The sequence below is a fragment of the Yersinia sp. 22-579 genome (assembly GCF_030433455.1).
GTDB lineage: Bacteria > Pseudomonadota > Gammaproteobacteria > Enterobacterales > Enterobacteriaceae > Yersinia > Yersinia enterocolitica.
Genome location: NZ_JAUJTZ010000009.1, coordinates 63,172 through 75,901 on the forward strand (window position 1 = coordinate 63,172; position 12,730 = coordinate 75,901).

Sequence of the window (12,730 nt, forward strand, 5' to 3'; positions counted from 1 at the left end):
AACAGTAAAAACAACCATTTGAATCAGTGCCGGGGTGGTGGAATTGGTAGACACGCTACCTTGAGGTGGTAGTGCCCGATTGGGCTTACGGGTTCAAGTCCCGTCCTCGGTACCAAATCAGACAGATAACTTGCTTTTTTGTCGTTATCAACGTAATATTTGCCACGTTTTCGGACGCGGGGTGGAGCAGCCTGGTAGCTCGTCGGGCTCATAACCCGAAGGTCGTCGGTTCAAATCCGGCCCCCGCAACCACTTTCCTAAAGTGTTTTTTTTCAAATGTTGTATTCGGTAGACCTCAGATACTTTCGATTTCAATTTGAAAAAAATACTTGTCAGAAAGTTGTACCGAAGCCGCTTTGCGGCAAACAGGGTCCAGTTGCATAAAGCCCCGAATTTCGGGGTTTTTTGTTATTTGACAGCAGAATCACTGGGCTATTAGGCCCTTTTTTTATGTCTTGGGGGTGGGCTTGTCCACATTAGAACAAAAGTTAACAGAGATAATTTCAGCACCGGTTGAGGCCTTAGGCTATGAATTAGTCGGCATTGAGTTCATCCGGGGGCGCCAATCGACGCTACGAATCTATATTGATAGTGACGACGGAATCACTGTTGATGCTTGTGCTGATGTCAGCCACCAGGTCAGCGCTGTCTTGGATGTAGAAGATCCCATTACGGTCGCTTACAACTTAGAAGTTTCCTCTCCGGGCCTTGAACGCCCAATGTTCACTGCTGAGCACTATACTCGTTACCTTGGTGAAGAAGTCACTCTGGTTTTGCGTATGGCAATGCAGAACCGCCGTAAATGGCAGGGCATTATCAAAGCCGTTGATGGTGAAATGATCACGGTTACTGTGGATGGAAAAGATGAAGTGTTCGCGCTGAGCAACATCCAGAAAGCGAACCTGGTACCCCACTTTTAAAGTTTGGATGAGGCAACTAGGATGAACAAAGAGATTCTGGCTGTTGTAGAAGCAGTTTCCAATGAGAAATCCCTTCCGCGCGAGAAGATTTTTGAGGCGTTGGAAACCGCTTTAGCGACAGCGACCAAGAAAAAATACGAACAAGAAATTGAAGTTCGCGTCAGCATTGACCGTAAAACTGGTGATTTCGACACCTTCCGTCGTTGGGTTGCCGTTGATGAAGTCACGATGCCAACCCGCGAAATTACGTTAGAAGCGGCTCAATACGAAGATCCTTCGCTCCAGTTGGGCGATTATGTAGAAGATCAGATTGAATCTGTCACTTTTGACCGCATTACAACCCAAACCGCCAAGCAAGTTATCGTACAAAAAGTACGTGAAGCTGAACGTGCTATGGTTGTTGAACAATTCCGCCAGTATTTAGGTGAGATTGTGACCGGTACGGTTAAGAAAGTTAACCGCGACAGTATTGCACTGGATCTGGGTAATAATGCCGAAGCGGTTATTAACCGTGAAGACATGTTACCGCGTGAAAACTTCCGTCCAGGCGACCGTATCCGTGGTGTTTTGTACGATGTCCGTCCAGAAGCACGTGGTGCTCAGCTGTTTGTCAGCCGTTCACGTCCTGAAATGCTGATCGAGTTGTTCCGTATTGAAGTGCCAGAAATCGGCGAAGAATTGATCGAAATTAAAGCTGCGGCCCGTGATCCTGGCTCGCGTGCTAAAATTGCGGTTAAAACCAACGACAAACGTATCGATCCAGTCGGTGCCTGTGTTGGTATGCGTGGTGCCCGTGTTCAAGCTGTTTCCAGCGAACTTGGCGGCGAGCGCATTGATATTGTATTGTGGGATGATAATCCAGCCCAGTTTGTTATTAATGCCATGGCGCCAGCTGATGTTGCGTCAATTGTGGTTGATGAAGACAAACACACGATGGATGTTGCCGTTGAAGCCAGTAACCTGGCGCAGGCAATTGGCCGTAATGGTCAGAACGTACGTTTAGCAGCACAACTGAGTGGCTGGGAACTGAACGTAATGACGGCGGACGATCTTCAGGCGAAGCATCAGGCCGAGGCTCATGCCGCTATTGATACCTTCACCAAATATCTTGATATCGATGAGGACTTTGCCACCGTTTTGGTAGAGGAAGGTTTCTCTTCTCTGGAAGAGTTGGCTTACGTGCCAATGAAAGAGCTTCTGGAAATCGATGGTCTTGACGAAGATACGGTTGAAGCGCTGCGTGACCGCGCCAAAGCTGCATTGACCACGCTGGCCCTGGCACAAGAAGAAAGTCTTGGCGACCAAAAACCCGCTGATGACCTGCTGAACCTGGCCGGTCTGGAACGTAGCATGGCATTTAAATTGGCTGCGCGCGGTGTGTGTACGCTGGAAGATCTTGCCGAGCAGGGTATCGACGATCTGGCAGATATTGAAGGGCTTAGCGATGAGCAAGCCGGCGAGCTGATTATGGCCGCACGTAATATCTGTTGGTTTGGCGATAACGCGTAATAAACTGTAGCAGGAAGGAACAGCATGACAGATGTAACCGTAAAATCGCTGGCAGATGAAATTCAGACTCCAGTTGATCGCCTGGTACAGCAATTTGCTGATGCAGGGATCAAGAAGTCTGAAGTAGACTCAGTTACCCAGCAAGAAAAAGAAACATTGCTGGCACACTTAAACCGTGAACACGGTAGTGCGCCTAATAAACTCACGCTGCAACGCAAAACGCGTAGCACCTTGAATATTCCGAGCACCGGCGGAAAAAGTAAATCGGTGCAAATCGAGGTCCGCAAGAAACGCACTTATGTAAATACGCCGGAAGCTGAACAAGCGAAAGCGGAAGAGCAGGCACAGCGTGAAGCGGAAGAGCAGGCACAACGTGAAGCGGAAGCAGCAGCGCAGAAAATCGCTGAAGAAAAAGCTAAACGTGCGGCCGAAGAACAAGCCAAACGTGAGGCCGCTGAAAAAGCTAAGCGCCAAGCAGCGGAAAAAGAAAAAGTGACGAATCAACAAACCGACGAAAAAACCAAGCCAGCTCAGACTGATAAAGCACGCCGTGAAGCTGAAGCTGCCGAGCTGAAACGCTCAGTAGAAGAAGAAACACGCCGTAAGGTCGAGGAAGACGCTAAACGCGTTGCTGAGGAAGCCCGTAAAATGGCAGCCGAAAACGAAGGTAAATGGCCAGAACCTGTGGCTGAGCAGACTGAGTCTGCCGATTACCATGTAACTACCTCACAACATGCGCGCGCCGCGGAAGATGAAAACGACGCCAAAGTTGAAGGTGATCGCCGCAGCCGCACCCGTGGTGGTAAAGCGACTAAACAGAAGAAAGGCAATAAACTCTCTGAGTCTAAAGCTGATCGTGAAGAAGCACGTGCTGTTGGCCGTAAAGGCAAACGTAAGCCAAGCACATTGCAGCAGAGCTTCAACAAACCTGTCGTCGCCGTTAACCGTGATGTAGTGATCGGTGAAACTGTGACTGTTGCTGAACTGGCCAACAAAATGGCAGTTAAAGGCTCTCAGGTCATCAAAGCGATGATGAAACTGGGTGCAATGGCAACGATCAACCAGGTTATCGATCAGGAAACAGCACAGCTGGTTGCTGAAGAGATGGGCCATAAAGTTATCCTGCGTCGTGAAAACGAGCTGGAAGAAGCGCTGATGAGCGACCGTGATACTGGCGCTGAAGCCGCAGCCGAGCACCGCGCTCCGGTTGTGACCATCATGGGCCACGTTGACCACGGTAAAACTTCTCTGCTGGATTACATCCGCTCCACGAAAGTGGCGTCAGGTGAAGCCGGTGGTATTACTCAGCACATCGGTGCTTATCACGTTGAAACTGAAAACGGCATGATCACCTTCCTGGATACTCCAGGACACGCCGCATTTACTTCAATGCGTGCCCGTGGTGCTCAAGCGACTGATATCGTGGTGCTGGTTGTTGCAGCCGACGATGGCGTGATGCCGCAGACTATCGAAGCTATTCAGCATGCCAAAGCGGCGAACGTGCCGGTTGTGGTTGCAGTGAACAAAATCGATAAACCAGCTGCAGATCCAAATCGTGTTAAAACTGAATTGATTCAACACGGTATTATATCTGAAGATTTTGGTGGTGATGTTCCATTCATTGAGGTATCTGCGAAAGTGGGTACTGGTATCGATGATTTGCTGCAAGCCATTCTGCTGCAAGCTGAAGTCATGGAACTGAAAGCGGTTCGTACTGGCATGGCAAGCGGTGTTGTTATCGAATCCTTCTTGGATAAAGGCCGTGGCCCTGTAGCTACCGTGCTGGTTCAACAAGGTACGTTGAACAAAGGTGATATCGTACTGTGTGGCTTTGAGTATGGCCGTGTGCGTGCGATGCGTGATGAGCTAGGCCGTGATATCACGTCTGCTGGTCCGTCGATCCCAGTTGAGATCCTTGGTTTGTCCAGTGTTCCTGCTGCCGGTGACGAAGTTACTGTTGTTCGTGACGAGAAAAAAGCCCGCGAAGTTGCACTGTATCGTCAGGGCAAATTCCGTGAAGTTAAGCTGGCTCGTCAGCAGAAATCTAAACTGGAAAACATGTTTGCTAACATGACCGAAGGTGAAGTTTCTGAACTGAACATCGTCATCAAATCTGACGTACAGGGTTCTTGTGAAGCTATCTGTGATTCACTGGAAAAACTGTCTACTGATGAAGTGAAAGTACGCATTGTTGGCTCAGGCGTTGGTGGTATCACTGAAACTGATGCAACATTGGCAGCTGCTTCTGGCGCAATCATCCTTGGCTTCAACGTCCGTGCTGATGCTTCAGCGCGTCGTGTTGTTGAAACCGAAGGCCTGGATCTGCGTTACTACTCAGTTATTTATAGCCTGATTGACGAAGTTAAGCAGGCAATGAGTGGTATGTTGGCACCTGAGTACAAACAGCAGATTATCGGTTTGGCTGAAGTTCGTGACGTATTTAAATCACCGAAATTTGGCGCGATTGCTGGTTGTATGGTTACTGAAGGTGTGATTAAGCGTAATAATCCAATCCGTGTTCTGCGCGACAACGTGGTTATCTATGAAGGCGAGCTGGAATCTCTGCGCCGCTTCAAAGATGACGTTAACGAAGTCCGTAATGGTATGGAATGTGGTATCGGCGTTAAGAACTACAATGACGTCCGTACTGGCGATGTGATCGAAGTCTTCGAAATTATCGAAATTAAACGTACCATCGCTTAACCACCTCTGATTTGCTTATATCCATTTGGGGGGCCTTGGCCCCCCAAATTGTCTGGAGAATCCCAAATGGCAAAAGAATTCAGCCGTTCTCAGCGTGTTTCACAGGAAATGCAGAAAGAGATCGCACTCATCTTACAGCGCGAAATCAAAGACCCTCGTGTTGGCATGGCAACTGTGTCAGGCATCGAACTGTCTCGTGATTTGGCTTACGCTAAAGTCTTTGTGACCTTCCTGAATGTGTTAACTGACAATGCTGATCCGGATACAGTAAAGAATGGCATTAAAGCGCTGCAAGATGCTTCCGGTTATATCCGCACTCTGCTGGGTAAAGCGATGCGTTTGCGTATCGTGCCAGAACTGACCTTCGCTTATGACAACTCTCTGATTGAAGGGATGCGGATGTCTAACCTGGTGACTAATGTCATCAAAAATGATGTAGAACGTCAGGTTAATCCAGGAAGCGACGAGGAGAAGTAATGGGTCGTCCACGTCGTCGCGGCCGTGACATTAACGGCGTTCTGTTATTGGATAAGCCGCTGGGCCTCTCCTCTAATGATGTTTTGCAGAAAGTAAAACGTCTCTTTAGCGCAAACCGCGCAGGCCATACCGGTGCACTCGATCCATTGGCGACCGGTATGTTACCTATCTGTTTGGGTGAAGCGACCAAGTTTTCCCAATTTTTGCTCGATTCAGATAAGCGCTATCGTGTGGTTGCCCGTTTAGGTCAACGCACAGATACCTCTGATGCCGAAGGCGCATTAATCAGCGAGCGTGAAGTTAATGTCACGCAGGCACAGATGGATGCCGCGTTGGACAGTTTCCGTGGTAGCAGCCAGCAGGTGCCGTCCATGTATTCTGCGCTGAAGCATCAAGGCAAACCGCTGTATGAATATGCCCGTCAGGGGATTGAAGTAGAACGTGAAGCGCGCAGTATTACCGTGTACGAACTGCTGTTTATCCGCTGGGAAGGCAATGACCTGGAAATGGAAATCCACTGTTCCAAAGGCACCTATATTCGTACCATTATTGATGATTTGGGCGAATTACTAGGCTGCGGCGCACATGTGAGTTATCTGCGTCGGTTGCAAGTGGCGACCTATCCAAGTGACCGCATGGTGACATTGGAACAGTTGACTGCAATTGTTGAAACAGCGCAAGCAGAAGAGCGGTCGCCAAATGCTGAACTGGATGCGTTGCTATTACCGATGGATAGCGCGGTATTAAACTTCCCTGAAGTCAATCTGTTACCTGCTGTTGCGGCCTATGTGAAACAAGGGCAACCAGTACATGTAGCGGGAGCCCCTGGTGAAGGAATGGTTCGTATCACTGAGGGTGAAGAGCGTAATTTCATTGGTATCGGTACGATTGCTGAAGATGGCCGCGTTGCTCCGAAACGCTTGGTTGTAGAACATGTGGATAGTGCAAACCCTGTTGTAGCAGGTGTAGCGGCAGGAAACACACCGTAGGCCAGAAGGCCTTCCTTGCGATCCCGCAGTTCAAAGAGTAGAATAGTGCGGCTTACATATTGGGTTGCTGAATTAGAGATCGGCGCCTGTCTTAATTTATCTATATATTTGGAGTTGTATCATGTCTCTAAGTGTTGAAGCGAAAGCTAAAATTGTTGCTGACTTCGGTCGCGATGCTAATGACACCGGTTCAAGCGAAGTTCAGGTTGCTCTGTTGACTGCTCAAATTAACCATTTGCAAGGTCACTTCTCCGAGCACAAAAAAGATCACCACAGTCGTCGTGGTCTGCTGCGTATGGTATCCACGCGTCGTAAGCTGCTGGACTACCTGAAGCGTAAAGATGTAGCGAGTTATGTTTCCCTGATCGAACGTCTGGGTCTGCGTCGCTAAGTCTGCGAGTTTCGGGAGAAAGGGGCCAAATTGGCCCCTTTTTTCTAAGAAGCAATGATAAAATACGTTAGTATATTGTTGTTGTTCTATATTTTTAAAACATAGGATCTTCCGGTGCAGAGGTTCGCGCGGCTAATGAGAGACTTTAACTCATGGGAGTTAAGGGTTGTCATTAGTCGCGAGGATGCAGTGTGAAGGTATTAGTAACAGGTGGATGAGATCGTCAATACGATCCGGCACCGCATAGTATAAGGATACTATTTTGCTGACTCCGATTATTCGTAAATTCCAGTACGGCCAACATACCGTTACCATTGAAACTGGCATGATGGCTCGCCAGGCGACTGCTGCCGTTATGGTCAGCATGGATGACACCGCAGTATTCGTTACTGTTGTTGGCCAAAAGAAAGCTAAACCAGGCCAGAGTTTCTTCCCTCTGACTGTTAACTATCAGGAGCGTACCTACGCTGCTGGTCGTATCCCAGGCAGCTTCTTCCGTCGTGAAGGCCGCCCAAGTGAAGGCGAAACACTGACTTCACGTCTGATTGACCGCCCGATTCGCCCACTGTTCCCAGACAGCTTCCTGAATGAAGTTCAGGTTATTGCGACTGTTGTTTCTGTTAACCCACAAATTAACCCAGACATCGTGGCACTGATTGGTGCATCAGCTGCGCTGAGCCTGTCAGGTATTCCATTCAACGGCCCAATCGGTGCTGCTCGTGTTGGTTTTATCAACGACCAGTATGTGCTGAACCCAACCACCGATGAGCTGAAAGAAAGCCGTCTGGACTTGGTTGTTGCCGGTACTGCGGGTGCAGTATTGATGGTTGAATCAGAAGCAGACATCTTGTCTGAAGATCAAATGTTAGGCGCGGTTGTCTTCGGCCACGAACAACAGCAAGTTGTGATTGAAAATATCAACGCTCTGGTTGCTGAAGCGGGCAAACCGAAGTGGGATTGGCATGCTGAGCCAGTAAACGAAGCGCTGCATGCGCGCGTTGCTGAGCTGGCTGCTGCACGTCTGGGCGATGCTTATCGCATTACCGAGAAACAAGAGCGTTATACTCAAGTTGATGCTATCAAAGCTGATGTGACTGAAGCGCTGTTAGCGCAAGACGATACATTAGATGCTGCGGAAATTCAGGATATCCTGGGTAGCGTTGAGAAAGACGTAGTTCGTAGCCGTGTACTGCGTGGCGAACCGCGTATCGATGGTCGCGAAAAAGACATGATCCGTGGTCTGGATGTGCGTACTGGCGTGTTGCCGCGTACCCACGGTTCTGCGTTGTTCACCCGTGGTGAAACTCAGGCGCTGGTTACAGCAACACTGGGTACTGCACGTGACGCACAAAATATTGATGAGCTGATGGGTGAGCGTACTGACTCATTCCTGCTACACTATAATTTCCCTCCATATTCTGTTGGTGAAACAGGTATGGTTGGTTCACCGAAACGTCGTGAGATTGGCCATGGTCGTCTGGCGAAACGTGGTGTGTTGGCAGTGATGCCAAGCCCGAGCGAGTTCCCTTACACTGTGCGTGTGGTTTCTGAAATCACCGAGTCTAACGGTTCTTCCTCAATGGCTTCTGTTTGTGGTGCTTCTCTGGCCCTGATGGACGCAGGTGTGCCGATTAAAGCCGCTGTTGCTGGTATCGCAATGGGTCTGGTTAAAGAAGATGAAAACTTTGTTGTTCTGTCTGACATTCTGGGTGACGAAGATCACTTGGGCGACATGGACTTTAAAGTAGCCGGTAGCCGTGACGGTATCACCGCACTGCAAATGGACATTAAAATTGAAGGTATCACCCGCGAAATCATGCAGGTAGCTCTGAACCAGGCTAAGGGTGCGCGTCTGCACATTCTGGGTGTTATGGAACAGGCTATCAGCACTCCGCGCGGCGATATCTCTGAGTTTGCTCCACGTATCTACACCATGAAAATCAATCCTGAGAAAATCAAGGATGTGATCGGTAAAGGCGGTTCTGTGATTCGTGCGCTGACTGATGAAACTGGCACCACCATTGAAATCGAAGATGATGGCACCATTAAGATTGCAGCAACTGACGGCGATAAAGCGAAACATGCTATCCGTCGTATCGAAGAGATTACTGCTGAAATCGAAGTGAACCGTATCTATGCGGGTAAAGTGACTCGTATCGTTGATTTCGGTGCATTTGTTGCTATCGGCGGGGGTAAAGAAGGCTTGGTACATATTTCTCAAATCGCTGACAAGCGTGTTGATAAAGTGACTGATTACCTGCAAATGGGTCAGGAAGTACCGGTTAAAGTTATCGAAGTTGATCGCCAAGGCCGTATCCGCCTGAGCATGAAAGAAGCGACTACTCCTGATGCAGAAGCACCGGCACCAGAAGCAGCAGAGTAATTAGTATTCCACAGCTCCTTACTCATGAGTGAGGAGCTGTGTTATCTCGAGGGCAGGATGCTCTTGTGTTAAACAAATGGATGAAAGGATATTTATCCAATGTTTGTCTTCGGGAGTAGGAAATGAAGCCTTTCTTGCGCTGGTGTTACGTTGTGACAGCACTCATGCTGGCAGGATGCAGCAACCATGATTGGCGTAAAGACGAGGTATTGGCAATCCCGTTGCAACCTACGTTGCAGCAGGAAGTGATTCTGGCGCGCATGGAACAAATCCTTGCAAGTCGGGCACTTACGGATGATGAGCGCGCACAGCTTTTATATGAGCGCGGAGTGCTGTATGATAGCCTCGGGCTACGGGCACTAGCGCGAAATGATTTTTCGCAAGCGTTAGCTATTCGTCCTGATATGCCAGAAGTTTTTAACTATCTGGGCATTTATTTAACGCAGGCAGGCAATTTTGATGCTGCCTATGAAGCGTTTGATTCTGTACTAGAGCTTGATCCAACTTACAATTACGCGCGTTTAAACCGGGGTATCGCTCTGTATTATGGCGGTCGACTCCCGTTGGCGCAGGATGATCTGCAGGCGTTTTATCAAGACGATCCAAATGATCCCTTCCGTTCGTTGTGGCTGTATCTAGTGGAAAGAGAAATCGATCCCAAGACAGCGGCAGTAGCGTTACAACAGCGCTATGAAAAATCGGACAGAGGGCAATGGGGATGGAATATTGTCGAATTCTACCTGGGCACGATCAGCGAAAAAACGCTGATGGAAAGGCTTAAGGCAGATGCAACGGATAACACTTCGCTCGCTGAGCATCTCAGTGAAACTGACTTCTATTTAGGTAAACATTACCTAAGTCTGGGGGACAAGGACACCGCTTCGGCGCTGTTCAAACTGACGGTAGCTAACAACGTTCATAACTTTGTTGAGCACCGCTATGCATTGTTGGAATTGGCGCTTTTGGGCCAAGAACAAGACGACCTATCGGAATCGGACCAGCAATAGCTGACGAACAACTATTAGCCTGACTACCTTGGTTTTTGCCAACGTTAATCACCCTAACAGGTGATGGCCTTTTTGTTCGTTTTATAATCTAATTTGAGCCGGTTCACACTTTTCAATGAAAATGACTGAAAATTTTCTCGACGAGTTATGTAGACTGGCTGCCATTATTAATGAGGCACGTGTACATGACTACTGAGCTTGAAACCTCTTTTGCTGATCTGGGGCTGTCCGCTCCAATTCTTTCTGCTCTGACCGATCTTGGTTATGAAAAACCATCTCCTATCCAGTTGGAGTGTATTCCACACCTGTTGAACGGCCGTGATGTTCTCGGCATGGCGCAAACCGGTAGTGGCAAAACAGCCGCATTTGGTCTGCCGCTGTTACACAACATTGATCCAAGCCTGAAAGCACCGCAAGTGTTAGTACTGGCTCCAACTCGTGAGTTGGCTATTCAAGTTGCTGAAGCATTATCTAGCTTCTCTAAACATATGAACGGCGTTAACGTGGTAGCTCTGTATGGCGGCCAGCGTTATGACGTTCAATTACGCGCTTTGCGCCAGGGGCCACAAGTTGTTGTTGGTACCCCAGGTCGTCTGTTAGACCATCTGAAACGCGGTACCCTTAACCTGTCCAACCTGAGTGGTTTAGTGTTGGATGAAGCAGATGAAATGCTGCGCATGGGCTTTATCGAAGACGTGGAAAATATTCTGGCGCAGATCCCGGCTGAACATCAGACCGCGCTGTTCTCTGCCACTATGCCAGAAGCGATTCGTCGTATTACCCGTCGCTTTATGAAAGAGCCACAGGAAGTTCGCATTCAGTCTAGCATGACTACCCGTCCTGATATCAGCCAGAGCTATTGGGTTGTAGACGGTGTCCGTAAAAACGATGCATTGGTTCGTTTCCTGGAAGCTGAAGATTTTGACGCTGCTATCATTTTCGTTCGTACCAAAAACGCGACGCTGGAAGTGGCTGAAGCTTTGGAACGTAGCGGTTATAACAGTGCTGCATTGAATGGTGACATGAATCAGGCTGCACGTGAGCAGACTCTTGAACGCCTGAAAAATGGTCGTTTAGATATTCTGATTGCAACTGATGTTGCGGCTCGTGGTTTGGACGTTGAGCGCATCAGCCTGGTAGTAAACTATGATATCCCTATGGATTCAGAGTCTTATGTCCACCGTATCGGTCGTACCGGTCGTGCAGGTCGTGCAGGTCGTGCATTACTGTTCGTTGATAGACGTGAACGTCGTCTGTTGCAGAACATTGAACGTACTATGAAGATGACTATCCCACCAGTCCAATTGCCAAACGCTGAATTACTGGGCGAACGTCGCTTAGCCAAATTTGCGGCTAAAGTTGGCCAACAACTGGAAAGCAGTGATTTGGATATGTACCGTGCGTTGCTGGCGAAGCTGCAACCAGAAGAAGGGTTTGATATTGAAACTCTGGCTGCTGCACTGCTGAAAATGGCACAAGGCGAACGTCCTCTGATTCTGCCTCCAGAAGCACCACGTCGTCCACAGCGTGAATTCAATACTCGCGATGACCGTGGTAGCGATCGCGGTCGTGACCGTAATGACAGCCGTCGTGAACCTCGTTCTGACAGCCGTGACGGTGGCGAACGTCCAGCACGTCGCGAACGTCGTGATGTTGGTGAGATGGAACTGTACCGCATTGAAGTTGGCCGCGATGATGGTGTTGAAGTTCGTCATATCGTTGGCGCTATTGCTAACGAAGGTGATATCAGCAGCCGTTACATCGGTAACATCAAGCTGTTTGCTTCACATTCAACTATCGAACTGCCGAAAGGCATGCCGGGCGAAATGTTATCTCACTTCACTCGCACCCGTATCCTGAACAAGCCGCTGAACATGCAGCTGTTGGGTGATGCACAGCCGCATGAACGCCGTGAGCGTCCTGCTGGCGGTAACGGTGGTGGTGAGCGTCGTGGCGGTGGTGCTGGCCGTTCATTCGGTGGCGAACGCCGTGACGGTGCTGCTGGTGCTCCTCCTCGTCGTTCATTCGGTAGTGACCGTGCTCCTGCTGGTGCTGGCGAACAGCGTCGTGGCAATCGTGATGGTCAGCGTTCAGCTGCACCACGTCGTGATGATGCCGCAGCGCCTGCAGCACCTGCTCGTCGTCGTTTCGGTGACGCATAAGTCTTAGTCATCCTTGATGATTAAACATAAAAACCAGCCTTCGGGCTGGTTTTTTTATGTGTATCAAACGGACTCATTTTGCCTAATAACAAAAAATATTTGGGACGAATTTACCTAATGAAGATTAGAAATAATCTATTACTTTCAATTCTTAATCAAAATAGAAATAAAAATAATTCAGCTTATATT

General features: G+C 48.9%; 10 protein-coding genes and 2 tRNA genes. All 12 read left to right on the forward strand.

All coding sequences use genetic code 11. The annotated features are described in order from the left end of the window. The first annotated feature begins 28 nt into the window (after positions 1-28). The 12 genes from QSV56_RS12470 to QSV56_RS12520 all read left to right on the forward strand — a co-directional run bounded on the left by QSV56_RS12470 (position 29) and on the right by QSV56_RS12520 (position 12,541). A tRNA-Leu gene (locus QSV56_RS12470) sits at positions 29-115 on the forward strand. A 60-nt stretch (positions 116-175) separates the two neighbouring features. Then, positions 176-252 (forward strand) — tRNA-Met (locus QSV56_RS12475). Between the two features lie 215 nt (positions 253-467). Then, complete coding sequence (gene rimP, locus QSV56_RS12480; RefSeq protein WP_005156279.1) at positions 468-920, forward strand: ribosome maturation factor RimP; 453 nt, start codon at positions 468-470, stop codon at positions 918-920. 21 nt (positions 921-941) lie between these two features. Continuing rightward, a complete protein-coding gene (gene nusA, locus QSV56_RS12485) occupies positions 942-2,429 on the forward strand; it encodes a transcription termination factor NusA (RefSeq protein WP_005156278.1) in 1,488 nt (495 codons plus the stop codon). 24 nt (positions 2,430-2,453) lie between these two features. Further along, positions 2,454-5,132, forward strand: coding sequence for a translation initiation factor IF-2 (infB, locus tag QSV56_RS12490; protein ID WP_005175395.1), 2,679 nt, complete (start codon positions 2,454-2,456; stop codon positions 5,130-5,132). A gap of 66 nt (positions 5,133-5,198) precedes the next feature. Then, a complete protein-coding gene (gene rbfA / locus QSV56_RS12495) occupies positions 5,199-5,609 on the forward strand; it encodes a 30S ribosome-binding factor RbfA (RefSeq protein ID WP_005175393.1) in 411 nt (136 codons plus the stop codon). After that, positions 5,609-6,598 (forward strand): tRNA pseudouridine(55) synthase TruB, encoded by a 990-nt coding sequence (gene truB, locus QSV56_RS12500; RefSeq protein ID WP_046051703.1) that lies wholly within the window; start codon positions 5,609-5,611, stop codon positions 6,596-6,598. Before rbfA ends, truB begins: the two co-directional genes overlap by 1 nt. A 121-nt stretch (positions 6,599-6,719) precedes the next feature. Then, positions 6,720-6,989, forward strand: coding sequence for a 30S ribosomal protein S15 (gene rpsO, locus QSV56_RS12505; RefSeq protein WP_005156269.1), 270 nt, complete (start codon positions 6,720-6,722; stop codon positions 6,987-6,989). Positions 6,990-7,251: 262 nt separating this feature from the next. After that, positions 7,252-9,372, forward strand: coding sequence for a polyribonucleotide nucleotidyltransferase (pnp, locus tag QSV56_RS12510; protein WP_005156266.1), 2,121 nt, complete (start codon positions 7,252-7,254; stop codon positions 9,370-9,372). 122 nt (positions 9,373-9,494) lie between these two features. Then, complete coding sequence (gene nlpI, locus QSV56_RS12515) at positions 9,495-10,379, forward strand: lipoprotein NlpI (protein WP_005156264.1); 885 nt, start codon at positions 9,495-9,497, stop codon at positions 10,377-10,379. Positions 10,380-10,500: 121 nt separating this feature from the next. Continuing rightward, positions 10,501-10,575 carry a protein YrbN gene (yrbN, locus tag QSV56_RS21970; RefSeq protein WP_223499600.1) on the forward strand — a complete coding sequence of 25 codons (75 nt, stop codon included), beginning with the start codon at positions 10,501-10,503 and terminating at the stop codon, positions 10,573-10,575. Then, positions 10,565-12,541, forward strand: a complete 1,977-nt coding sequence (locus QSV56_RS12520) for a DEAD/DEAH family ATP-dependent RNA helicase (protein WP_050131067.1) — start codon at positions 10,565-10,567, stop codon at positions 12,539-12,541. The genes yrbN and QSV56_RS12520 overlap by 11 nt, the downstream gene beginning before the upstream one ends. Positions 12,542-12,730: the final 189 nt, after the last annotated feature.

Excerpts from the sequence above, each read along its gene's own strand:
- rbfA (WP_005175393.1), top strand. The coding sequence starts at position 5,199 with ATGGCAAAAGAATTCAGCCGTTCTCAGCGTGTTTCACAGGAAATGCAG.
- nusA (WP_005156278.1), top strand. The coding sequence starts at position 942 with ATGAACAAAGAGATTCTGGCTGTTGTAGAAGCAGTTTCCAATGAGAAA.
- truB (WP_046051703.1), top strand. The coding sequence starts at position 5,609 with ATGGGTCGTCCACGTCGTCGCGGCCGTGACATTAACGGCGTTCTGTTA.
- infB (WP_005175395.1), top strand. The coding sequence starts at position 2,454 with ATGACAGATGTAACCGTAAAATCGCTGGCAGATGAAATTCAGACTCCA.
- QSV56_RS12520 (WP_050131067.1), top strand. The coding sequence starts at position 10,565 with ATGACTACTGAGCTTGAAACCTCTTTTGCTGATCTGGGGCTGTCCGCT.
- rpsO (WP_005156269.1), top strand. The coding sequence starts at position 6,720 with ATGTCTCTAAGTGTTGAAGCGAAAGCTAAAATTGTTGCTGACTTCGGT.
- nlpI (WP_005156264.1), top strand. The coding sequence starts at position 9,495 with ATGAAGCCTTTCTTGCGCTGGTGTTACGTTGTGACAGCACTCATGCTG.